Source organism: Marisediminitalea sp. (genome assembly GCF_984433645.1).
In genome coordinates this window covers 1-23,964 of the sequence record NZ_CFIDRX010000026.1, presented here as the reverse complement: position 1 = coordinate 23,964, position 23,964 = coordinate 1, and the positions used below count along the sequence as shown (strand labels likewise).

Sequence of the window (23,964 nt, the reverse complement as noted above, 5' to 3'; positions counted from 1 at the left end):
TGTGCTTACAACGACCTGGCTGCTTTTGAAGCGCTGATTTCGGACAATACCTGTGCGGTAATGATGGAACCTCTGCAGGGTGAAGGCGGTATTATTTCGCCTGATCCGGCCTTCGTAAAAGGCGTTCGCGAGCTGTGCGACAAGCACAATGCGCTGTTGATTTTCGATGAAGTGCAATCGGGTGTAGGCCGAACTGGTCACCTTTATGCGTACATGGGTCTGGACGTAACGCCAGATATTCTGACCACTGCAAAATCGCTGGGCGGTGGCTTCCCTGTAGGCGCAATGCTAACCACAACTGACATCGCTGCACACTTCAAACCCGGTACGCATGGCAGCACTTACGGTGGTAACCCACTGGCGTGTGCCGTGGCAGAACGCACGTTCGATATCATTAACGATCCGGCGGTCCTGGAAGGCGTTAAGCGCAAAGAGCAGCTTTTCCGTGACACCCTGGCAACCATCAACGATAAGCACAAAGTGTTTAGCGAAATCCGTGGTAAAGGCATGCTGTTAGGATGTGCGTTAACCGAAGACTTCGCCGGCCAGTCACGCGCGTTCCTGGATGCGTCAACACAGCAACAACTGATGTGTCTGGTTGCAGGTGCTAACGTAGTGCGTTTCGCACCGTCGCTGATCATTCCTGACGAAGATATTGCGGAAGGTTTGGTACGCTTCGAAAAAGCCGTAGCCAGCGTCGTGGCAGCGAAGTAGCTATAAGAGAGCTAACCATGTACATCATTCGCCCAATACAACAAAGCGATTACGCAGCGCTGTATGCAATAGCTGAGGAATCTGGCATTGGCTTTACGTCTTTGCCAGTGAACGAGGAACTGTTGCAGCGTAAAATTAACAGATCCACCGACTCTTTCGGCAGTGAGGTTACCGCGCCAGGCAGTGAATCGTATCTGTTTGTAATGGAAGACGCGACAACCGGTGATGTGGTAGGGACAACCGGTATCGAAGCGGCAGTGGGTACGGACGACGCGTTCTATCATTATCACGTAGGCAAAGTCGTCCACGCTTCACGCGAACTGAATATACACAACACGGTGGAAATCCTGACGTTTTGTAACGACTACACCGGTGTAAGCGAGATTTGTACGTTGTTCTTGCGGGAAAGTGCCCGCAAGGGCCTTAACGGCCGCTTTTTGTCTAAAGTCCGTTTTCTGTTTATGCAGGAACACCAGGCACGCTTCGCCGAAACCGTAATAGCCGAAATGCGTGGCGTGAGTGATGAAAATGGTCGTTCGCCGTTCTGGGAATGGCTGGAAGCCCATTTCTTTTCAATGGACTTCCCCACCGCCGATTACCTGACCGGGATCGGCAACAAGGTGTTCATTGCTGAGTTGATGCCCAAGTATCCCATTTACGTCAACCTGTTAAGTCAGGAAGCACAAAACGTGATTGGTAAGGTGCACAAGAAAACCGAACCAGCGTTGCGCTTGTTACAGGAAGAAGGTTTTAGTTGTCGCGGCTACGTAGACATTTTTGATGGCGGCCCTACTGTTGAGGCAAACCTCAGTAATATTCGTACCGCACAGCGCAGTAAACGCGCTGCGGCACACATTGACGACCAGTCAGCCGCACAAGATGGCGAGTTGTGCTACATCATCAACACCTCGGTGAAAGATTTCCGCGCCGTCATGGCTGATGTCCGTTACGACAATCAAACCGACACAGCAGTGATCTCACATAAGGCAGCGGCAGCGCTTGCCATAGAAGAAGGTGATGCCATTCGCTTTGCTTCGGTAACACCCCGAGATTAAATCAATTACAAGCATCAGGACAGAATTATGCCAACCACACATTTTATAAATGGACAGTGGATTGAAGGCCAAGGTGCCTCTATCGCGTCAACTGATCCAGCGAAAAACCACGTATTCTGGCAAGGCAATGCAGCCTCTGCTGAGCAGGTAAATGACGCGGTAAATGCCGCCAGAACAGCATTGCCAGCCTGGTCTGCGCTGACAGTTGAAGCACGCCTGGCCGTCATCAAACAGTACGGTGAATTACTGGCGGCTAACAAACCAGAACTGGCTGCATTAATTGCGCAGGAGACCGGTAAGCCGTTATGGGAAACCGCTACCGAAGTCGCCGCCATGATCGGTAAAATCGGGATTTCAGAAAAAGCGTATTTTGAGCGCACCGGTACCGTTGAAAATGCCATGCCGGTAGGCAAAGCGTTTATTCGTCATAAACCCCATGGTGTGGTTGCGGTATTTGGCCCTTACAACTTCCCGGGTCACTTACCTAATGGTCACATTGTGCCAGCACTGATTGCAGGCAACACTATTGTGTTCAAGCCCAGCGATTTAACACCAGCCGTTGCAGAGGCGATGGTGAAGCTATGGGAACAGGCCGGGTTACCTAAAGGCGTGCTGAACCTGGTTCAGGGCGAAGTGGAAACTGGCAAGGCGTTGGCCAGCCACCCACAGTTAGACGGCCTGTTTTTCACCGGTAGCTCACGCACAGGTAAAATCCTGCACGAACAATTCGCAGGTCACCCGGGCAAAATTCTGGCCCTGGAAATGGGCGGTAATAACCCGTTAATCGTTACCGATGTTGCCGACACCAAAGCAGCCGTGCACGACATTATTCAGTCAGCCTTTGTTACGTCAGGCCAGCGCTGCACTTGCGCGCGCCGTCTGTTTATACCGGCAAATGCACAGGGTGATGCGTTAATGGCCGCGTTAGTTGACGCGACTAAAGCCATTCAGGTAGGACATTACGACGCTGAAGAGCAGCCTTTCATGGGCGCCATGGTCAGCGCTGCTGCAGCTAAAGGTATGGTTGCTGCCCAGCAGGAATTACTCGACCTGGGCGCCAAAGCGTTACTGACACTAACGCACACCGACGAAAATACCGGCTTTGTTACCCCGGGTATTCTGGACGTTACAGACATCGTTGAAGACATGCCGGATGAGGAACACTTTGGCCCGCTGCTCAAAGTAATTCGTTATACCGACTTCGACACCGCCATTGCGCAGGCTAACAACACGCGTTTCGGCTTGTCTGCAGGTTTACTGAGCGACTCTGAGGCTGACTACCAGCACTTTTTCCAGCATATTCGTGCAGGCATTGTTAACTGGAACCGTCCTATTACCGGTGCCAGCAGTGCAGCACCGTTTGGTGGCATAGGCGAAAGTGGTAACCACAGAGCCAGCGCGTATTACGCGGCTGACTACTGTGCTTACCCGGTGGCTTCAGTTGAACTGGATAAAGTAGCCCTACCTGGTACGTTAAGCCCCGGCTTAACGCTGTAACAGACTATAAGGAACGACAGAATACTATGCACAACAATATCAGTACCCTGTTTGCCAATATGTGGCAGGATTATGTGCAAATCACCCCAAGCGCCAAGCGTATTCACGAACTACTGGCGGGTGAAGAGAACAGCCCTGAAATCGTTAATGATCATGTCGCGTTCCGTACGTTTAATCTGGAAAAAACCAATCTGGATAAGCTGGCGGCGCACTTCTTAGCATTGGGTTACGAAGAGAAGGGCCAGTACAACTTCAAGGCTAAAAAGCTGGATGCGAAACACTTCGAGCACCCGGACACAACCAAGCCGAAGGTGTTCATAAGCCAACTGCGCGTAGAAGAGCTGTCGGAAGGTGCTCAGAAGATCATTCAGGGTCTGGTAGAGCAGATGTCCGAAGAAGTCGTAACGGCAGACAACTTCCTGTACTCAGGACGTCAATGGCAGTTGTCGAGCGAGGAGTATCAGGCACTTATCAGTGAGTCTGAATACGCCGGGTGGCTTGCAGCCTGGGGGTTCCGTGCGAATCACTTTACCGTGAGTGTGAACCACCTGAACAACAGCGACAGCCTCGAACAGGTCAATACCCTGTTGAAAGAAGCTGGCTTTGTGTTGAACACCGTTGGTGGGGAGATCAAAGGCGGCGAGTCGGTCTTCCTGGCTCAATCTTCAACGATGGCCGATAAAATTGAACTGGCGTTCAGTGATGCGTCGTTAACAATCCCCAGCTGTTTCTACGAATTTGCCCAGCGTTACACTATGCCTGACGGTGAGTTGTATCAGGGGTTTGTTGAAGCGTCAGCAGATAAGATTTTCGAAAGCACCAACGCCAAGTAAATCCTGCACAGAGTCAGCATAGTGACACTTTGGGTGTCATTATGCTGCGCTTTCTTTATCGACCTGCCCCTCAGTCTTCCAGCGTAATTGAACTGTGTACGTGCTTGTAGATGAACTGGTCGTAAGGAATGGGCTTTTCAAACAGGAATCCCTGATAGGCCGAAATGCCCATATCTTCCATGAGCGGGATGTAAGCCAGGTTATCCACCCCTTCCACCAGCACTTTGTACTGCAGACTGTTAAGCATTTTTACTAACCCTGACAGCAGTGATAGCGCTTTAGTTGAGCAATGAATATCTTTTGCCAGAGAACGGTCGATCTTAATAACGTCAAACTGGAAGGTACGCAGATAGCTCAACGACGAGAATCCGCTGCCGAAATCATCTAAAGACAGCACAAACCCGGCATTACGCAGTTCGGTTAATGCGCGTAGTGCACTCGACTCGTCCTGAATAAAAATAGACTCGGTGATCTCTATTTCTATCATTTGTGGCGCAACAACATGCTCATCGCAAATCGACAAGGCAATGCCGGCAAATCCTGGCTCGAGCAACTGATTAGCACTGATATTCACCGACATGGGCACACTCAGCCCTTCCGCTTCCATCATAGCAATGTACTCACAAGCCGACTCCAGCGCCATCAGCCCGATTTCACCGTCAAGCCCATGTGCTTCTGCCAGAGGAATAAACGTTCCGGGACTCACCATGCCATGCAGTGGCGAGAACCAGCGACATAAGAGTTCTGCCCCAATCAGTTTGCCCGTCGAACTGAATTTACCCTGTAAGTAAAAATCCAACGAGCGAGTGCGAATAGCGCGGTGTAAGTCGGTGAGCAAGGTCACCTGCTCTTTCATACTTTCAATAAGGCCATGGCGGTAGACAAACACCTGTCCTTTACCGAGGGTTTTAGCCTGATACATCGCTGCGTCGGCGTTTTGAATCAAGGCTTCAACACAATTTCCGTGTGCCGGGAAATAGGCAACCCCGATACTTGCAGACAACCGAACGTCATTGCCACTAACGCCGAAGCTCAGCGCTTCCAACGCCTCAATTAACGCCTGGCTTTGATCTACGCATTGTTGCTCATCCTCTCCGGGGATCGCTATCAGGAATTCATCGCCGCCCCAACGGGTAATTTCGGCATCACCGGTGTATACCTCTTTTAATGTATTAGCGACGGCAACCAGACAATTGTCTCCGGAGTCGTGCCCCGCCAAATCATTAACGGTTTTAAACCCATCCAGATCGATAAATGCCAGTGCAAACGGTTCTTCGCGTTCTGTCATTGCTTTCAGGGCTGCATTCAGGCCCAGCCTGTTTTTCAACCCTGTCAGGTCGTCATGGGTAGCTAGCTCGCGCAGGCGCTCTTCGTTTTGTTTGCGCTCACTAATGTCTCTGATAGTAGCTATCAGGTAAGTCGAGCCTTGCTGCCTTGATTCGAACATGGCTAGCGACAGTTCGACCGGAATAGTAGTACCAGAGACGCTGATCAGGTGGGTATCGAACTGCAACTGCCCCAATTTGGGCAACTGTTGGAGTTTATCTTTAGCACCTTGTAAAAATGCAGTGAGGGGTTGGTGCTCGCATTCATGCTTGGCATTAAGCTGGGCAAGCGACAGAAATGCTTCATTTGACTCAGTAATGGTAAAGTCGTCAGACAACACCAGCATCGGCTCGCGCGAACTGGAGAACGCCGACGCCATGAGCTGGAAAGACTGTTCTGCTTTTTGCTGACGTGTGATGTCCTTGCTGGTACCTACAATATACACAGCGGTGCCGTTATCGTCCCGCCGCAATACTCTGCCACGAGAGCGCATCCATTGATCGCCGCGCACGCTCTTAACCCGAAAGGTAAGCTCTATGTCGTCACAGCCACTGTGTACTGCAAGGGACCACTGAAATTGTATGGTAGGTAAGTCATCCTCATGCACTATTGCCATCAGGGCAATCGCACTGTGCCTGGACTCCTTTACCTGCTTTTTTCTCAACCCAAACGATTTCACCAGAAAAGCGTCATCCGTTGCGTGCCACTCCCAATACGACTCCTGTGTCGCCCATAAGGCAAGCTCCAGCTTTTCCTGGTTAGTCTGACTTTGTTGCAAAGCCTCAAACAACTCCCGGCTTTTTTCGGTGAGGAGTGTTTCGGCTTGCTGACGCGCCGCTTTTTCTCGCTTTAGACGGCGAGTAAGCGACGCGACATCAGGCGTAATATCGTGTTGAGAGAGGGTCACAACTACTCCATATCCACGCGAATAATGTACGTGTGTGGTTCATTGGTACTTTGGACATGGTGCGTGACGACGTTACCAAGGTGTTTTGCCGCGCCATCAATTAACCCTTCAGCCAGTTTGAACAAATCGCGCTGAGAGTGATATTCAAGCTCTATCGAATTTTGCGTACGAGACATCACCTTAAACGAGGGGAGATCTGCATCTGGGTAAAGCTTTCTGACCTGCACGTGAATATCGTTATCCAGGCTCTCCAACACATCTAAAATGGTAATTTTTCCGGTCATTACCTCGCCGTGAGCTTTCGCCAACACGCCAAATAAATATTCGCCGAACCCGTACAGAAGCTCATCCGCTGACTGACCCGTTTTGTTAACCAGTACCGCCAGAATCTTTTCCATTTCGGAAAACGGATAGTAGCCCACCGCTGTGAACGCCCCTTCGTTTTCCAGATCGGCCTCCACCAACACTTCATCGGCAAACTCGGGCGAAATTTTCTCTTCGAGCATGTCCACCAGAGTAGTAAAAACTATCCCAAGCACGTCTGTCTCCTAACTAAAACCTGTTCATTTTAAATGGCCGAACCCTATAAACAAAGTGTAGAAGAGCCAGAAAAAAGCACAAAAAAAATGCGCCTAAATAGCGCATTTTTATCAGAAAGTAGATATCTATTCCGGTATTAAACCGGGTTATTCGATCTCGATAGCGTCTACGCGTTGCAGGCCTCTTGGCAACTTATTACCCCGGCGACCCCGCTCTCCCTGATAGTGGGTTAAATCATCGGCACTGAGCGTCATGCTGCGCTTGCCTGCAGACAGTTTCACCGCTTTGCCATCGGGCACCACTGCCAGCACTTTCACATACTCTTCGTGAATTTGCGCTTTCGCAGACGGAATACTGATGATCTTATTGCCCTTACCTTTGCCCAGGCTGGGCAGGTCTCGCAACGGGAACATCAGCATTCTGCCCTCGTTGGAGATCGCAAGGCACCAGTCAGATTCGAGATTCTCCACTGTTTGCGGCGCAATGACTTTCGCCCCGGTCGGGAGGTTAATGTAGGCTTTACCGGCTTTGTTTTTGCTGACCATGTCATTGAACGTGCCCACAAAACCATAACCCGCATCTGACGCAATCAGGTATTTGCTATCGTCATTACCCATAACAACATGCGCAAATTGCTCACCTGCAACCATGCTAAAACGGCCGGTTAGTGGTTCGCCCTGGCTCCGTGCCGATGGTAATCCGTGCGCATCGCAAGAGAATGCCCGCCCGGAGGTGTCGAGGAACACCACGGGTTGGTTGCTGCGCCCCATAGCGCTGGCCAGGTAGCTGTCTCCGGCTTTATAGCTAAGTGCTTCGGCATCAATGTCATGCCCTTTCGCACAGCGCGCCCAGCCTTTTTCAGACAGTACAACAGTTACTGGTTCACTGGGTACCAGTTCTTTTTCACTCAATGCTTTGGCTTCAGAACGTTGCACTATGGGAGAGCGACGATCATCGCCATACTTTTCTGCGTCTGCCAGCAACTCTTTTTTGATCAAGGTTTTCAAACGGCGGTCAGAGCCCAGCAGTTGTTGCAGATGGTCGCGTTCAGCAGCCAGCTCTTCCTGCTCGCCCTTAATTTTCATTTCTTCGAGTTTCGCCAGGTGACGTAACTTCAACTCCAGGATCGCCTCGGCCTGTTTGTCGCTTAAACTAAAGCGACGCATTAATTCGGCTTTGGGTTCATCGTGGAAACGAATGATTTCAATCACTTCATCGATATTCAAAAAGGCGATCATCAAACCTTCAAGAATATGCAAGCGTGCCAGTACCTTATCCAAACGGTATTGCAAGCGGCGTGTGACGGTGTCTTTGCGGAATACCAGCCATTCCGACAGGATGGTACGAAGGTCTTTGACCTGAGGGCGCCCGTCCAGACCAATCATGTTCAGATTGACCCGGTAGCTCTTCTCTAAATCCGTGGTGGCGAAAAGGTGCTGCATAAGCTGTTCAACATTTACGCGGTTGGAGCGCGGCACAATAACCAGTCTGGTCGGATTTTCGTGATCGGACTCATCGCGCAGGTCACTGACCATAGGCAGCTTTTTGGCCTGCATTTGGCCAGCAATTTGCTCCAGGATTTTTGCGCCAGAGGCCTGATGCGGTAACGCAGTAATCACCACATCGCCATTTTCTTCCTGGTATACCGCGCGCATTTTTACGCTGCCACGTCCGGTCTCATACAGCTTCTGAATATCGCTTCGCGGCGTGATGATTTCAGCTTCGGTTGGAAAATCCGGGCCTTGTATGTCTTCCAGCAGTTCGTGTAATTCGGTTTTGCTGTTGTCCAGCAATCGCGCACACGCATTGGCCACTTCACGCACATTATGAGGCGGAATGTCAGTTGCCATACCAACCGCGATTCCCGTTACGCCATTTAACAATATATGAGGTAAACGAGACGGTAATACCTTGGGTTCATTCAGGGTGCCGTCAAAGTTAGGTACCCAGTCTGTTGTGCCCTGACCGAGCTCTGACAACAGTACTTCACTGAACTTAGACAGTCGCGCTTCAGTATAACGCATTGCCGCAAACGACTTCGGATCGTCCGGCGCCCCCCAGTTACCTTGTCCATCAACCAGTGGGTAACGGTAAGAAAACGGCTGAGCCATTAAGACCATAGCTTCGTAGCATGCTGAGTCACCATGAGGGTGGAACTTACCCAACACATCACCCACGGTACGCGCAGACTTCTTATATTTAGCCGTCGCGCTCAAGCCCAGGTCAGACATAGCGTAAATAATCCGTCGCTGAACCGGCTTTAAGCCATCGCCAATATTCGGCAGGGCCCGGTCCATAATGACGTACATGGAATAATTCAGGTAGGCATCTTCGGTAAACTTGCGTATTGGAAGTTGTTCTACACCGTCTTGATTAATGGTGATTTCGTCGCTCATGGGTCGTTATTATTCTCGTCGTAATGCTAACGCAGGCGCGGCTGCTTCAACGTAGGTATTCTTTGACCCATTGTGAGATAAACAAGACGTAATCGCAATAGATAGCTCGCTCAGGATTTGTGCTAATTCACTGTTTTTGCAGACAAGTGAAAGTTAGGGTTTAATAGACGTGTCTTTCTATGGCGGTATTATCAAGGATCAGAAAAGTTTATGCGTAGTTTCCCGGTTAGATGGTGGTGTTTTCTGCTTCTGTGCGCCATGGGAATGCCAGTGCAAAGTGCTGTTCATCTGTATGACGATGAGCAAATGCAGTTACTGGCCGACAACTTCTCTGTGTACCGCGAAAACCGTGAACAGTTGACCATTGGCGAAGTCCTGAAGCTGCGTCACGAGTTTATTTATCAGGCCGACAACAACCCCAATTACGGCTTCAGTGAAAACGGCCTCTGGCTGCATGCCGACATATCCAATGTGTCACACACCGATGAGTGGGTGTTTTCACTTAACTTTAGTCAGCTCGACAAAGTTGATTTTTACGTTGTGGTTGATAACCAGGTGATTGATCAGAGCCATCAGGGTAAATTTCAGCCTGAGCAACATTTTCGCATTCCGGTTTTCAACACCGCTTTACCGATAGGCGTAGAGGCGGAACTCTTCATTCGGGTTCAAAGCAGTTCCTCTGCACTCATTGCGCCTGTGTATGTAACATCGCAAACCAAACAAATCATTATTAGCCAGGTCGACAATTTACTGTGGGGCTTTTTCTACGGTGGGTTGATGATCCTGGCACTGTATAATTTCGTGCTGTTTTTAGGCTCGCGAGAATTAAGTCTGGTAGGGTATGTCACCTATATTTCGGCGGTGCTGATTTGGCAATTTGTATGGGGTGGTCACTTACACTTCTTCTTTCCCGATACCCTGTCGCCCATTTTTTCCCCTTATACTTCGCTGATATTCGTCATTATCGGGATTTGTTCCGGGATATTCTCGCTGATATTCCTGGAGACCAAAGAGAACGCGCCCTCTACCCACCCGGTGGTTATTGCCTTTTTATGGTTACAGGGCGCAATGGGGCTTGTCGCTCTACTGGGAATTCTGCCGCCGACCTGGGAGCACAACCTGATTTACGGCATTTCAATGCTGTCTATTTGTAGCTATATCGCAGCGGGTTTCGAGGCTTACATTAAAAAATATAAGCCAGCCCGGTACTTTATATTCGCCTGGAGCATTCTGGCTACCGGTGCACTCATTGGTATGCTGAGCCTGATTGGCGTCGTGCCATCCAACATGTTTACCACCTATTGTTTTCAGGTGGCGGTGTTCTGCGAAGCCGGATTATTCTCAATTGCATTGATGGAGAAAAGCCGCAGCCGTCTGGAAAACGATGTGTCTGAAGCGACAGATGAATTACGCCATAATATGGAGCTGATTGAGGAACAAAACGCGCGCCTCGATATTGCCCGCAAGGATGCCATTAAGGCCAGTAATGTTAAATCACAATTCCTGGCCAATATGAGTCACGAAATCCGCACGCCGCTCAACGCGATTCTGGGTTTCAGTAAGGAATTAACCAACCTGCCACTGCCCGCCGACAAAATGGAGCAGGTGCATATTATTAATGCGGCTGCCGACAACCTGCTGACCATCGTGAACGACGTGCTGGATTTCTCTAAAATTGAAGCCGGGAAACTCAACGTCAATAACCAACCATTCTCGCCCAATTCGCTGTTCGAAGAAATGGTAACCATGATGAGCAAGTCCGCGCACATGAAAGGGTTGGAGTTTGTGTTCGAGCTGGCGCCGTTGCCTGAAAAACTCATTGGTGATTTGTTTCGGATCCGCCAGGTACTCAACAACTTGTTGAGCAATGCGCTTAAATTCACCTCTGAAGGTTACATTAAACTCTCGGTAGATGGCTGCTCCAAACCCCACGGTATCCATGAACTGGAAATAAAGATCGAAGACACGGGGATTGGTATAAGCCGCAAGGACCGCAATAAACTGTTTAATGCGTTTTCCCAGTTGGACGATTCACTCAATCGAAGTTATCAGGGCACCGGGCTCGGGCTGGTGATTTGTCAGGAACTGGTGAAACTCATGCGCGGTTCTTTGCATTTACAGAGTATTCCGGGTCAGGGCAGCCTGTTCACAGTTACCATAAGAACGAACCAGCTTAGTCAGCGATATACACTGACAGGCAACACTGAATGGCAGGATAAGCGCGTATTGTTATTCGACCCTCACCCGGTTAGCAGACGCGCCAGCGCCAAAATGCTCACCAGCCTTGGCGCGCGGGTACACAGTGCTGAGTCTCTCGACTATTTACGCCGGGCGACAGGCAAATTTGACTACCTGTTTGCAACGTTACCCAACTACAAGCAGTCTTCCTGGGAAATGATGCTTGAAACGTTAATCGACATCCCTGCGGGCAAGCGCATTCTGTGGTTTGCAGGAGAAGAACCTCTGACCGAATATACCGCCTATATCGACGATTTTGAGGCGCAAATACGACTGCCGTTAACCCCGACTAAGCTGGACGGCATTCTGCACGGTGACCACCTGATTACACAGTCACCCTCACAGCCGAAAGCCAGCTCTTTGCCTGCCGCCCGCATTCTCGCTGTCGACGACATGGATATGAACCTGAAACTGCTGGATACCTGGCTGGCAGACTCTGCGGTTACGTTGACACTCTCCGGCAGTGGTCAGGACGCAGTAAAACAATGTCAGAACAATGCCTATGATCTCATTCTCATGGACGTACAAATGCCAGGGATCGACGGCCTACAGGCATCACGCCTGATCAGAAAAACCGAACTCAATAAAGGCACACCTATCATTGCCGTTACCGCCCATGCGTTTAAGGAGGAGCAGGAACGACTGCTGGCAGCCGGTATGGAAGACTATCTTCCAAAACCCATTGAATACGCCACCCTGATCAACCTGATAAAACGCTGGTGCCAAAGCAATGCTAACCCCACATTGGCTCTCCCCACTCTTGACTGGCAACTGGCAGTCAAACGCGCCAACCAGAATCGGGAAGTTGCCCTGGAGTTGTTGGGTGACTTTGTTAGCCACCTACCCAAAACAGTAGAAATGATCCGCACAGAATGGAACGCGCGACACTTTAAAGGCGTACAGGACGAAATACACCGTTTACATGGCGCCTGTTGCTACACCGGCGTGCCTAAACTTCAGGCCCTGGCCAATCAAATCGAAAGTAACTTAAAGCTCGGCAAGCACGCGGAGATGAGTGAACAATTGCCAGCCATTATTCTTGAGTGCGAAATCGTCGCCGCCCAAGCCAACAAGTTTATTCAGGAAAACTGCAGCGGCTAATGACGAGACTGCTGGCAATCCCGAAGTAGGTTAACAAAGGCTTCGGGTGAACGGTCAAGCTCACTGGCTGACAAAAACACATCGTAGCCCAGGCTGTTTCTCAACGCTGTCATACGGTTGGCCAATATGGCTTTGATACCCGTTACCGTTTGTCCATTGGCTAGCTGATAAGGCTTGTCTTCGAATAAGCTATTGCTGTAGCAGCCGCCCGTTGTACAGGACTTATCTTCGCTGTGCATTAATAACGGCCGCTGCTCCATTATCAGGTGCGAGGCAAGGCGAGGCGAGATGGCAGTAATAAACGCGTCGTAGTGTTTGAGTTTGATACCCACCACATCAAGTGTGGTATGATTTAACCCCTGCTGAATACGCGGGCAATCGATGCGCTGAATGTCTTCCCAGGCAATGCGCCACTGCCCGCAGCGGTGCTGATAGCTGATTTGCTCACGATCCATCGACAAACTGTGTTCCGGCTCCCGCACTTTGAACCAGCCAATAAGCAGCGTCACGATGGAGCCGCTCACCATAAAGATCCCAATCAGAAATAGCCAATCGGGTAACAACACCAGCAGTGAGGATGAAATAAGCAAAGCAATAGCGCCTATGATCAGTGTTGTGAGACCATTTCGCTTGGCCGTCGATTTAATCAGGATTGTGTCATTTGTCGAAGACATAAAAATACACCACCAGCATAATTACCGTCCAAACCACATACAAACGCATACGCATGCACACCGGGCAGTCAGTTGCCCACCAGCGTTTCCTTTTCTGCTGCGGCGCGTTTCTCTGTGATGAAGGCTGTTCAGACATAAACTTCCTTTAAACGTTTTCCAACTGAAAACGGATGAATTATTGTGCCCGGTTGATGATGACAAAAGCCATACGGTTTGGCTTGGCAATTGGGATACACATCGCTATGATCCCGCGCAAAGAATATCCGCACGTCTGCCCGCTGTTTTTGCTACAATTGCTAGTGTTTAAAGCACAGTGCCTGTAGCAGGCGATGTATGCCAGGCAGACTTGTTCCGTTCACCAACTTAGGCCATTCGCATCAACTATGTCTAGTTTCACCGGAAATCACATCCTTTCAGTTACACAGTTTAATCGTGAAGCCATCGATTTGGTATTTAATGTTGCCGAATCCATGGAACCCTATGCCAAACGGAAAAAAAGAACAACAGTTCTTGATGGCGCGATATTAGGTAATTTGTTTTTCGAGCCCAGTACCCGCACACGAGTGAGTTTTGGTACCGCCTTTAACCTGTTAGGGGGTGAAGTCCGTGAGACCACCGGCATGGCAAACTCCGCTCTGGCCAAAGGCGAATCGCTATACGATACGGCCCGGGTACTCAGCGGTTATTCCGATATCATCGCTATGCGTCACCCCGCGGCAGGGTCTGTATCAGAATTTGCGGAAGGCAGCCGGGTACCGGTAATTAACGGCGGAGACGGGGCTAACGAGCACCCTACTCAGGCACTGCTCGATTTGTTTACCATTAAACGCGAACTGCAGTACAACAACAAAACCATCGATGGACTGCACATCGCTATGATTGGTGATTTGCGCTACGGGCGGACCGTTCACTCACTGTCAAAACTGCTGTGTTTATTCAAGAACATTCGTTTTACTTTGATTTCGCCAAAAGAATTGGCCATGCCACAGAATATTCTGGATGCCATTACCGACGCGGGCCATTCGCTGCACATTACCGAACAGCTGGAAGGCAATATGGATGCGGATATCTGTTATCAGACGCGCATTCAGGAAGAGCGCTTTCCTTCGCAAGATGAAGCCAATAAATACCGTGGTAAATTCCGCCTGAATCAGAGTATTTACACTCGCCACTTCCAATCAAAAACCGTGATCATGCATCCATTACCGCGCGATTCACGTACCGAAGCCAATGAATTAGACAACGACCTCAACCTGAACCCGAATCTGGCGATTTTCCGTCAAACCGATAACGGCGTGTTAGTCCGGATGGCCTTGTTTGCCCTTACCCTCGGGGTAGAGAATCTGGTCTCTCAATACGAGCGGGATGTGGTGTGGTACACCAATAAGTAAGAGTTAGTATTTATGCAAAAATCAGAACAGTTATTTGAACGTGCGCAGAAAACCATCCCCGGCGGAGTGAATTCGCCGGTTCGCGCATTTAAAGCCGTTGGCGGTACGCCGCGCTTTATCACCAAAGCAGACGGCCCGTATATCGTCGACGCTGACGGTAAGCAGTATATCGACTATGTACAGTCATGGGGCCCAATGGTGTTGGGTCATAACAACGAAAAAATTCGCAATGCCGTGGTTGCTGCAGCACAAAATGGCCTGAGTTTCGGTGCGCCGACGGAAGCCGAAATCATTATGGCCGAAAAGGTTAAAGAACTGGTACCTTCAATGGAAATGGTACGGATGGTGAACTCGGGTACCGAAGCTACCATGTCCGCTATTCGCCTTGCCCGTGGTTACACCGGTAAAAACAAGCTGGTTAAGTTTGAAGGCTGTTACCACGGTCACGCTGACTCGTTGCTGGTAAAAGCGGGCTCGGGCGCGCTAACACTGGGTGTGCCCAGTTCACCGGGTGTGCCTGCCGATGTGGCTCAGCACACGTTAACCGTTGAATTTAACAACCTGGACAGCGTAAAAGCGATTTTCGCCGAATGCGGAGACGACATCGCCTGTATTATCGTTGAACCGGTTGCCGGAAACATGAACTGTATTCCACCGGTAGACGGGTTTCTTGAAGGCCTGCGCGCAATTTGTGACGAATACGGTGCCGTGCTGATTTTCGACGAAGTGATGACCGGCTTTCGGGTCAGCCGTGGCGGAGCCCAAGAGCGTTACGGCATTACCCCTGACCTGACCTGCTTAGGCAAAGTCATTGGCGGCGGTATGCCGGTCGGCGCGTTCGGCGGAAAACGTGATATCCTCACTCATATCGCCCCCACCGGCCCTATTTATCAGGCCGGTACACTGTCGGGCAACCCCATTGCCATGGCCGCAGGTCTGGCTGCGCTGGATCAGTTAGCAGAGCCTGGCTTGTATGACAGCATCTTCGCCAGCACACAAAAATTGGTTGAAGGCTTCCAGACTATTGCCAATGAGTTCAGCATCCCGCTTACAACAAACTCAGCCGGTAGCATGTTCGGTATTTTCTTTACCGACGTGGAAAAAGTCGTTAACTACCAGCAGGCCATTAATTGCAATCAGGCGCAATTTAAGCAGTTTTATCATGGCATGCTCGACGAGGGTGTATACTTAGCACCTGCATCTTACGAAGCGGGTTTTGTGTCGAAATTGCACGATGACGCTATCATCACGGCAACACTGGACGCTGCACGTAAGGTATTTGCGAACTTGTAATCACTTTGCGGAGTCCTGAGCACGATGATATTAGGCATAATATGTACAGGCCTGGGACTTTATGCATTCGTTGTGACGCTGCTCTTAGTGCGGCAGCGTCGCGTCACCCGCCATATCGTTAAATCCGCGTCCAGGGTAATTCCTAACCCGGCCGGGCGTATTGACGACAATGAGCAGCGCTTCCTCGAAAAAGCCGATGAAGCTATGCGCCTGACTCAGACTTTTCAGAAATTCGTTCCCAAACAGTTTGTGGCTCACTTTGCCAAACACGGCGATGACTCGCTGGAATTGGGCCGTGCAGCCGAAGACGAAGTGGCGATACTACTTTGCGATATCCGCGGTTTCAGTGGCTTGTCTGAACAGATGACCCCACAGCAGCTAATGAACTTTCTCAATTCCTATTTTTTGCGCATGAATGACCCCATTCATCAAAACGGTGGATTCATTGATAAGTTCATCGGCGATGCCATTATGGCGCTATTCGATCATCCAGGCGGAGAAGCAAGTGCCAAAGCAAAGGATGCGGTAAACGCTGCTATCGATTTGCAGAAAGCGCTCAAAATCTACAACTCTCATCGCGCCAAAGTGGGTTATGCAGGCATTGGTGTGGGTGTAGGGATTCATTTTGGCCCGGTTATTCTGGGAACAGTCGGCTCCGATGACCGCATGGACACAACGGTGATTGGCGATAGCGTAAACGTAGCATTCAGACTGGAAGGATTAGCTCCCAAGTACCACGCGGATATCGTAGTCAGTGCCCAAACCATTGCGGCTATGGGCGAAACCGCCGATGTTCGCTACCGGGTATTAGACTGGGTAAGGGTAAAAGGCCGACAGGCGCCAGTCCGGGTCTATGAAGTGCTCAACCACCTCGATGAAGACATACTACAAGACAAAATTAAGGTACAGCCCTACATCGAGCAGGGACTTGCCTGCAGAATAGCGCAGGACTTCAGTGCCGCACTGGGCCACTTCCACCAGGCACTGAACTTACTACCCGGCGATCCATTAATCAGCTATCATATCGACACATGCAAACAATTGATGCAACTCACCATTCCGGCGGACTGGGATGGTTCGGTGTCGATTTAATAAACGCAAGGAAAAGACGTTGAACATCAATTTGACCCTGGTAGGCGAAATCATCGTGCTTGCCGCCATTGCGATGGGCTTTATTGGCTACCATCTGGGCAAGCGAAAAACACACTCTCCCATGCTAACGGCCATTTCTCTGGCAGTCTCCTGCATTATTCCATTAGTCGCGCTGATTTATTTGATTGTATTAATAAACAAACCGGATTTACCCGCTACTGCGAGCAGCTAAAGCGAAAACTGTCGTCCAGTGTCAGGGGCAAAATCAATGTGCTCAAGCCCATTGTGCTGGCTTGGTCGCAGAGGGTTGCGCGTGCGTTAGCGTCGTTAAGCCAGCCGCTGTGGTACTCGGCATTAAACACCGCTTTATTATTTTCAGTAAACGGCTGCAGAGCGTTACACTCGTTGTATTCAAAGCACTGTTCGTTAACCGCGAAGTCAAAGTACGGCTCAAGTTCGATGACTTGGTCCAGGTCGTTTTTCAAACCGATGCCCAGCCCGTGACTGTGCGCAGCCATCGACAATGCCAGATTAAACGCAAGCTGATCTTCGTGAGATAAATTGAATCCGGTTTGGTTGGTATAACCATCCACGTTGTCCGGCTCTACTGCATCGCAGCCTTTTTCACTGGCCAATGCGATGCGGGTTTTCATGATGGCAAGAACACCTTGATCGCGGATATCCAGCCAACGTTCGTCTTCCCAGCCATCCAGGGTGTCGCCAAGTGCGCTGGCAGGAAACTGCGAGGCATCGTCACGCCAGGCTTCATAGGAGCCAGCCGAGAAATAGCAGATCACCCGAATACCTTTATCCTGTAATTCACTAATCTGTGCCTTGCTGACATCAAACAGATCAACGTCATACACATCAACCGTATATTGGGTGTTCAACTCACCACTTAATTGCCATTGCCAGGTTGTGCCTGACGAAGGAGCATACCAGTCACCGTTAACCGGTGTGGGAAGAGGGAACGGCGATGAGGACTGCGGGACTTCCTGACTGTTACCCCCGCATCCACTGAGCAATGTAAGCACAACAACACAAAGCAAACTGCGATAGGGTAACAACACGCTACAGTCCTCAAGGCCTGAAAATAGAAAAAGCCGGACGGGAAGTGGACACCCGTCCGGCCTGGTCACCAATTATCCATGCAGAGTAGTGCGAAGTGCCTGAATCCGCTTTTCAAGCGGGGGGTGACTCATAAACAATTCTGACATCGCCGGCTTGTTGGCAATACCAAAGGCCATCATAGTGCCTTCTAGCTGGCTTTCGCGATTAGACTTCAGTCGCTCAAGCGCCGCTACCATTTTATGGCTGCCAACCAGTTTGGCTGAGCCAGCATCGGCTCGGTATTCACGTTGACGTGAGAACCAAAACACAATGATGCTCGCCAACACACCGAATATCATCTCAAGAATAAACACGGTGATCATATAGGCAAATCCCCCCATGGATTCCCCTTCTTCATCATTCCCGCGCATCACGTTGCTAATGAGGCCTGCAACAACCCGCGCAAGGAAGATAACAAAGGTATTCACCACACCCTGTACCAGGGCCAGTGTGACCATGTCGCCATTGGCTACGTGAGACACCTCGTGCGCCAACACGGCCTCGGCTTCATCCTGCGTCATGCCTTGTAGCAACCCTGTACTGACGGCGACCAGCGCATTGTTCTTACTCGCACCGGTTGCAAACGCATTGATTTCCGGTGAGTCGTAAATTGCCACTTCCGGCATACCAATACCGGCTTTTTCAGACTGGCGGCGCACCGTATCCAATAACCAACGCTCTGTTGCGTTGCGGGGTTCTGTGATCACCACAGCGCCGGTTGAACGCTTCGCCATCCATTTCGAAATCGCCAGTGAAATAAATGAGCCGCCAAATCCAAAAATGGCAGCAAACACCAATAACCCACCCATGCTCTGGCTGTTGATACCCAGAACGCTGAAAACAACGCTCATAACAACGCCCAGCACCAGCACCACAGCCAGGTTGGTGATAAGGAACAGCACTATACGTTTCATAAAATCCTCGACTAAAAAAAGAAACCTGTTTCTGAGATTTCCCAGACATAGAGTATATAGGGTCAATACTTATAAGTTAAAATCGAATATAACTTATAAATAATCAGGAAATACCTGATTATTTGCGGAGGGCTTTAACAAGTGTGACTACCGCGGGATGTGAGAGCTTTCGCTCTGGGGAAATGGCATACAACTGTTCGGTAACCCGATTAATAGTGCCGACTTTAATGAGGTTGTACTGTGTTTTCAGGTGTTCAGAGAGGAGTTCCGGTGCCGCAAAAGCCCCTAGTCCCTGCTGGGCGAATGCCAGCATCAACGCGCTGTCGTCAAACTCAGCGTGAATATCGGGTTGAATGTCCATTTCACTGAACCAGCCAAGCAGTTTCTGCCTGATCAGCGATTTCTTTCCCTGAAGCAGAAACCGTTTGCCAGTGAGGGATTCTGGAAAGCCGTTTGTCAGTTCGATGGCCAATTGTTTGGTAGCAAATACCGCCATTGAGGATTCAGTCACCAGGTGACTGTACGCTTTCACGTGACTGCCGGTTTGAATGGGTTGGTCAGCCAGCACCATATCCAGCTTATTCACCGCAAGCTCCCCCAACAAGCTGGTTAACTCACCTTCCCGACATACCAGTTTTACCGGCAGTTCCAGGACAGGCTTCAGCATTTCGTAAACGAGTGTTTTAGGCAACACGTCTGTTATGCCTACCGTAAAGCTCTGCCACTGGCTATGCTGCTGGGTAAGGACGGCTTTTAACTCGTCCCCCAGCTGAAATATATCGGTTGCATAACGCTGCACCAAGTGGCCCAGCTCTGTTGGCACCAGTCGACGTGATTGCCGGGTAAATAGTGGAGCGCCAATGGTATCCTCCAGTGCACTGATCTGACCGCTGATGGTCTGAGGCGTGATATGCAGCAACTCGCTGACTCTGGCAATACTGCCGTGCTCGGCCACCATATGGAAATAATACAACTGGTTAAAATTAACGGGCGTCATGCGTGCTTGTGGGTTTAATTGCCAGTACTAAAGCTTGGCTTGCTGCTTAATAAAATTAATCGAAGGCGCAAAATACGCGCCGCCGGACTCAGCACTGGTAAAATCCAGCCAACGGTCATAGTCACCATCACCGGTACCAAATATCTGGCTGTCTAACATGCGTTTAAAAGGTTGAGAGCTTGAGGAGCAGGTGACCGAAAACATTCCCTGCACCAGCATATCGCCATAGGGCATGCCTTGCTTTAATAACTCTGGGACACCGTTTTCGTGAGACGTTAAGTTCGCACGCACCGAATGCGAAGACGGGTTACATTCGACACTGGCAAGGTTATGTTCTTTTGTTGTGCCCATCACTTGCTCCTGCTGACGTTGAGACAAGCTCTGCCAGCGGCGTAGGTCATGACGAAAACGCTGCACATGCACATAACTACCGCCGACAAACTCCTCGTCAGCGCCGAGCACGGCAACGTTCATTCGCTGCATACCTCTGGGATTGTCCGGTGCATATAAATAGCCATTTAAGTCACGGCCGTCGAGGTAGCGGAACCCCTGTACGTGCTCGACTAACTCTACGTGAATACGCAGCAACTCCATGACTTCCAGACCAATGGCGTAACAAATATCCCAACGGTCGGCACGGATTTGAATAAACAGATCGGTTGGTGTACTCGGCGCAACCCGGTCTTCACACTGCATATCGGGAAAAGGGGTTAGCTCAACCGGGATGGGTCCAGGGAAGAGTTCGCTCCAGTAGTTATTGCCAACAGCAATGACACCCGACACCATGGCTTCATAGTGTTCGTTGTCGTAGTGGTCCAGTACTTCCAGCACTCTTCCCAGTTTGGCACGCACGGCCTGACTGTCCTCGTCAACCACGTTGAACAATAAATATTGTGCGTGCAGGTTTGGCTCAGCACAGATACCTTTTTGTGGTTGCGACATAAAACTCCTAATACCCTGCGGCTTGCCCGTCTTTGCGGCTTTCCGATGCACCAAAATATACTTGTTTATCGGCATCATACAGAATGGCTTGATAGCCACCGTATATTCCCAGCTTATCAGACAACTGATGCCCCCGCTCGTATAACGTACGACGCACTTCTGTTGCAAAACCGGTTTCCATACTCAATTCGCCACCGTCTTTCATCAGTGCTCCGGTCGGGCTGCTCGACCCCACGTGAATAAAGCGCGGTGCATCGCCGGCTTCCTGCAGGTTCATGCCGAAATCGATCAGGTTCACCACAATTTGCGCATGCATCTGTGGCTGTGTTGCACCGCCCATCACCCCAAAACTTAGCCAGGGTTTGTTATTGCGCGTCACCATAGCGGGAATGATCGTGTGGAAGGGGCGTTTCTTAGGTTCGTAAGTATTGAAGTGATTCGGGGCCAGCGTAAACAACTCACCGCGATTTTGTAAAATGAAACCGAGCTCTGGTGGCGTCATACCTGAACCCATTCCCCGGTAGTTGCTTTGTATAAGTGACACCATATTGCCGTCTTTGTCGGCAACGGTAAGGTAAATGGTGTCCCCTTCAACCACACCTGCATCGTAGCGTTTAGCTGCTTTATCAGGGTTGATCAGAGCACGGCGCTTTTGTGCATAGTCTTTTGAAATTAATGCGCTGACAGGGATATCGTTAAACGCTGGGTCAGCGTAATACTTGGCGCGGTCTTCAAAGGCCAGTTTTTTCGCCTCCACAAAAGTATGGATATAGTCCGCCGACCCAAAGCCCATGCCTTCAATATCGTATTGTTCAAGTATGTTCAGGATCTGTAACGCCGCAATACCCTGGCCATTTGGCGGTAACTCCCAGACATCGTAGCCCCGATAGTTGGTGGATACCGGCTCAACCCATTCAGAAGTATGGGCTGCGAGATCTTCGTAACTTAAAAAGCCGCCCTGCTCTTTCATGTATGCACCGATTACGCGGGCGATGTCGCCTTTATAAAAGGCATCACGGCCGCCGGTAGCAATTTTTTCATAGGTTGCTGCCAGTGATGGGTTTTTGAAGATTTGTCCGGTAGTGGGCGCTTTACCGTTAGGCATGAAAATATCAGCAAAACCTTCATATTTACCAATGCGGTCGACATTCATTTGCCAGTAATAGGCCACAACCTCGCTAACCGGATGCCCTCTGCGGGCATATTCAATTGCGGGCGACAAGAGACTGGTCATCGGCAGTCGACCAAACTTTTCGTGCAGGCTGAACCAACCGTCAACCGCACCGGGCACAGATACCGGCAATGGCCCGAAAGACGGAATGGTGGTTAACCCTTGTTCGGTGAAGTATTCGGCCTTTAACGCCGCAGGCGAGCGACCTGAAGCATTCAGGCCATACAGTTGCTTTGTTTCGGCATCCCACACGATGGCAAATAGATCGCCTCCGATACCACAGCCCGTGGGCTCTACCAGACCTAGCATGGCATTCGCCGCAATAGCAGCATCAACCGCACTGCCACCTTGTTTTAGAATATCGAGTGCAACTTGGGTGGCAAGTGGCTGACTGGTCGCCGCCATTCCCTGTTGGGCAATCACTTCAGAGCGGCTGGCAAACGGCGCGCCTGTTACACGATCGTAAGCGTGGGTGACAAAGGAAAACGTAAGTAATATCAACAGCCGGCTAATTATTTTCATCGTCGTTATAAGCGTTGGCTAAATAACCAAAGCATACCTGCTATTTCGCACTTAGAGAAGGCCACATACATAAGAAAAAACCCCGCAAATGCGGGGTTAGAGTTGAAGTGATTTAGGCTTATTAATATTGTTTTAGGTGCCCAATCTTAAATTGCTCAGTGTGCTATTAGCGACCGCTTGTGAAGTCTGGGTATGCTTCCAGACCACATTCGCTGATATCCACACCTTCGAACTCTTCTTCTTCGCTAACACGTACACCGATGATAGCTTTGATGATTAACCATGCTACCAGGCTGGTTACGAATACCCATACGAAGATAGTCAGAGCACCAATCAGCTGACCGCTCATAGAAGAACCGTCGTTTGTGAAAGGAACCAGGATAAGACCTAACAGACCTACAACACCGTGAACAGAGATAGCACCTACTGGATCATCAATTTTCAGTTTGTCCAGAGTCACAATGCTGAATACTACCAGTACGCCACCTAGTGCACCGAACAGAGTTGCAGTAAGAGGAGTAGGCGTAGAAGGCTCAGCAGTAATAGCTACCAGACCAGCCAGTGCACCGTTCAGTGCCATAGTCAGGTCAGCTTTACCGAACATGATGCGGGCAACAATCAGTGCAGCAATACAGCCACCAGCAGCTGCTGCGTTAGTGTTCATGAATACAACCGCAACTGCGTTTGCACTTTCTACAGTAGCAGTAGCCAGTACTGAACCACCGTTGAAGCCGAACCAACCCATCCACAGGATGAATGTACCTAAGGTAGCAAGAGGCAGGTTTGCGCCAGGGATAGCGTTAACTTTACCGTCAGCAGTGTATTTACCTTTACGAGCACCCAGTACCAGTACACCCGCTAGTGCTGCAGCAGCACCTGCCATGTGAACGATACCTGAGCCGGCGAAGTCAGAGAAACCTAAGTCACCCAGAGTATACATACCGAATACAGATACGCCGCCCCAAGTCCATGCACCTTCCATTGGGTAGATGAAACCAGTCATTACCACTGAGAAAGTCAGGAAAGCCCAAAGTTTCATACGCTCAGCAACCGCACCAGACACGATAGACATAGCAGTCGCTACGAATACTACCTGGAAGAAGAAGTCTGCTGAAGGCGCGTAAGTGGCTGGATCTTCAGCTACATCAGTAGCACCGTCACTAACGATACCGCTCAGGAACAGGCTCCAGTCGTCGCCGCCATACATGATGCCGTAACCGCAAATCATGTACATAGTACAAGCAATCGCAA

General features: G+C 50.2%; 19 protein-coding genes. 9 read left to right on the top strand and 10 right to left on the bottom strand.

Annotated features, from left to right (window positions below):
- The 4 genes from AC4MRN_RS05575 to AC4MRN_RS05560 all read left to right on the top strand — a co-directional run.
- The coding region (locus AC4MRN_RS05575) for an aminotransferase class III-fold pyridoxal phosphate-dependent enzyme (RefSeq protein ID WP_491202722.1) at positions 1-714 on the top strand (714 nt) is incomplete at its 5' end.
- Positions 715-731: 17 nt separating this feature from the next.
- Complete coding sequence (gene astA / locus AC4MRN_RS05570; RefSeq protein WP_155013466.1) at positions 732-1,769, top strand: arginine N-succinyltransferase; 1,038 nt, start codon at positions 732-734, stop codon at positions 1,767-1,769.
- A gap of 24 nt (positions 1,770-1,793) precedes the next feature.
- The gene (astD, locus tag AC4MRN_RS05565) at positions 1,794-3,266 is read left to right on the top strand and encodes a succinylglutamate-semialdehyde dehydrogenase (RefSeq protein ID WP_491202728.1); all 1,473 of its coding nucleotides are present in this window, start codon (positions 1,794-1,796) and stop codon (positions 3,264-3,266) included.
- Between the two features lie 26 nt (positions 3,267-3,292).
- Positions 3,293-4,099, top strand: a complete 807-nt coding sequence (locus AC4MRN_RS05560; RefSeq protein ID WP_491202721.1) for a DUF1338 domain-containing protein — start codon at positions 3,293-3,295, stop codon at positions 4,097-4,099.
- A gap of 70 nt (positions 4,100-4,169) precedes the next feature.
- Here AC4MRN_RS05560 and AC4MRN_RS05555 read toward each other — a convergent pair whose 3' ends face one another.
- The 3 genes from AC4MRN_RS05555 to parC all read right to left on the bottom strand — a co-directional run bounded on the left by AC4MRN_RS05555 (position 4,170) and on the right by parC (position 9,268).
- Complete coding sequence (locus AC4MRN_RS05555) at positions 4,170-6,332, bottom strand: putative bifunctional diguanylate cyclase/phosphodiesterase (protein WP_491202720.1); 2,163 nt, start codon at positions 6,330-6,332, stop codon at positions 4,170-4,172.
- Positions 6,333-6,334: 2 nt separating this feature from the next.
- On the bottom strand, positions 6,335-6,871 hold the full coding sequence (locus AC4MRN_RS05550; RefSeq protein WP_490402980.1) for a heme NO-binding domain-containing protein: 537 nt from the start codon (positions 6,869-6,871) through the stop codon (positions 6,335-6,337).
- A gap of 147 nt (positions 6,872-7,018) precedes the next feature.
- Positions 7,019-9,268 carry a DNA topoisomerase IV subunit A gene (gene parC / locus AC4MRN_RS05545; RefSeq protein ID WP_073324293.1) on the bottom strand — a complete coding sequence of 750 codons (2,250 nt, stop codon included), beginning with the start codon at positions 9,266-9,268 and terminating at the stop codon, positions 7,019-7,021.
- 210 nt (positions 9,269-9,478) lie between these two features.
- On the opposite strand from parC, the gene AC4MRN_RS05540 reads away from it, so the two are divergent.
- Positions 9,479-12,607, top strand: a complete 3,129-nt coding sequence (locus AC4MRN_RS05540; RefSeq protein ID WP_491202719.1) for a hybrid sensor histidine kinase/response regulator — start codon at positions 9,479-9,481, stop codon at positions 12,605-12,607.
- Here the strand turns inward: AC4MRN_RS05540 and AC4MRN_RS05535 are convergent.
- Positions 12,604-13,281 (bottom strand): DUF2982 domain-containing protein, encoded by a 678-nt coding sequence (locus AC4MRN_RS05535; RefSeq protein WP_491202718.1) that lies wholly within the window; start codon positions 13,279-13,281, stop codon positions 12,604-12,606. The two genes, AC4MRN_RS05540 and AC4MRN_RS05535, sit on opposite strands and share 4 nt — an antisense overlap.
- Before the next feature lie 383 nt (positions 13,282-13,664).
- Between AC4MRN_RS05535 and AC4MRN_RS05530 the strand changes: the two genes are divergently transcribed.
- The 4 genes from AC4MRN_RS05530 to AC4MRN_RS05515 are packed head-to-tail and all read left to right on the top strand — an operon-like array spanning position 13,665 to position 17,289.
- Positions 13,665-14,672 carry an aspartate carbamoyltransferase gene (locus AC4MRN_RS05530; RefSeq protein WP_073324290.1) on the top strand — a complete coding sequence of 336 codons (1,008 nt, stop codon included), beginning with the start codon at positions 13,665-13,667 and terminating at the stop codon, positions 14,670-14,672.
- A gap of 12 nt (positions 14,673-14,684) precedes the next feature.
- On the top strand, positions 14,685-15,965 hold the full coding sequence (gene hemL / locus AC4MRN_RS05525) for a glutamate-1-semialdehyde 2,1-aminomutase (protein WP_073324289.1): 1,281 nt from the start codon (positions 14,685-14,687) through the stop codon (positions 15,963-15,965).
- A 24-nt stretch (positions 15,966-15,989) separates the two neighbouring features.
- Positions 15,990-17,057, top strand: coding sequence for an adenylate/guanylate cyclase domain-containing protein (locus AC4MRN_RS05520; RefSeq protein ID WP_491202717.1), 1,068 nt, complete (start codon positions 15,990-15,992; stop codon positions 17,055-17,057).
- Between the two features lie 19 nt (positions 17,058-17,076).
- The gene (locus AC4MRN_RS05515; protein WP_073324287.1) at positions 17,077-17,289 is read left to right on the top strand and encodes a hypothetical protein; all 213 of its coding nucleotides are present in this window, start codon (positions 17,077-17,079) and stop codon (positions 17,287-17,289) included.
- Here AC4MRN_RS05515 and AC4MRN_RS05510 read toward each other — a convergent pair.
- The 6 genes from AC4MRN_RS05510 to AC4MRN_RS05485 all read right to left on the bottom strand — a co-directional run.
- Positions 17,273-18,127: an endo alpha-1,4 polygalactosaminidase gene (locus AC4MRN_RS05510; protein ID WP_491202716.1), complete on the bottom strand. Its 855-nt coding sequence runs from the start codon at positions 18,125-18,127 to the stop codon at positions 17,273-17,275. The genes AC4MRN_RS05515 and AC4MRN_RS05510 overlap by 17 nt on opposite strands.
- 72 nt (positions 18,128-18,199) lie before the next feature.
- Positions 18,200-19,081, bottom strand: coding sequence for a protease HtpX (gene htpX, locus AC4MRN_RS05505; RefSeq protein WP_073324286.1), 882 nt, complete (start codon positions 19,079-19,081; stop codon positions 18,200-18,202).
- Between the two features lie 118 nt (positions 19,082-19,199).
- A complete protein-coding gene (gene nhaR / locus AC4MRN_RS05500; protein ID WP_370243667.1) occupies positions 19,200-20,078 on the bottom strand; it encodes a transcriptional activator NhaR in 879 nt (292 codons plus the stop codon).
- A 27-nt stretch (positions 20,079-20,105) separates the two neighbouring features.
- On the bottom strand, positions 20,106-21,020 hold the full coding sequence (locus tag AC4MRN_RS05495; RefSeq protein WP_073324284.1) for a Dyp-type peroxidase: 915 nt from the start codon (positions 21,018-21,020) through the stop codon (positions 20,106-20,108).
- A 7-nt stretch (positions 21,021-21,027) separates the two neighbouring features.
- A complete protein-coding gene (ggt, locus tag AC4MRN_RS05490; RefSeq protein ID WP_491202715.1) occupies positions 21,028-22,713 on the bottom strand; it encodes a gamma-glutamyltransferase in 1,686 nt (561 codons plus the stop codon).
- A gap of 166 nt (positions 22,714-22,879) precedes the next feature.
- Positions 22,880-23,964 (bottom strand): ammonium transporter family protein (locus tag AC4MRN_RS05485; RefSeq protein WP_490403935.1); only part of this gene is annotated, 1,085 nt, incomplete at its 5' end.

Coding starts and splice junctions, on each gene's coding strand:
- astA (WP_155013466.1), top strand. CDS start 732: ATGTACATCATTCGCCCAATACAACAAAGCGATTACGCAGCGCTGTAT.
- AC4MRN_RS05560 (WP_491202721.1), top strand. CDS start 3,293: ATGCACAACAATATCAGTACCCTGTTTGCCAATATGTGGCAGGATTAT.
- parC (WP_073324293.1), bottom strand. CDS start 9,268: ATGAGCGACGAAATCACCATTAATCAAGACGGTGTAGAACAACTTCCA.
- AC4MRN_RS05540 (WP_491202719.1), top strand. CDS start 9,479: ATGCGTAGTTTCCCGGTTAGATGGTGGTGTTTTCTGCTTCTGTGCGCC.
- AC4MRN_RS05535 (WP_491202718.1), bottom strand. CDS start 13,281: ATGTCTTCGACAAATGACACAATCCTGATTAAATCGACGGCCAAGCGA.
- AC4MRN_RS05530 (WP_073324290.1), top strand. CDS start 13,665: ATGTCTAGTTTCACCGGAAATCACATCCTTTCAGTTACACAGTTTAAT.
- hemL (WP_073324289.1), top strand. CDS start 14,685: ATGCAAAAATCAGAACAGTTATTTGAACGTGCGCAGAAAACCATCCCC.
- AC4MRN_RS05520 (WP_491202717.1), top strand. CDS start 15,990: ATGATATTAGGCATAATATGTACAGGCCTGGGACTTTATGCATTCGTT.
- htpX (WP_073324286.1), bottom strand. CDS start 19,081: ATGAAACGTATAGTGCTGTTCCTTATCACCAACCTGGCTGTGGTGCTG.
- nhaR (WP_370243667.1), bottom strand. CDS start 20,078: ATGACGCCCGTTAATTTTAACCAGTTGTATTATTTCCATATGGTGGCC.
- AC4MRN_RS05495 (WP_073324284.1), bottom strand. CDS start 21,020: ATGTCGCAACCACAAAAAGGTATCTGTGCTGAGCCAAACCTGCACGCA.
- ggt (WP_491202715.1), bottom strand. CDS start 22,713: ATGAAAATAATTAGCCGGCTGTTGATATTACTTACGTTTTCCTTTGTC.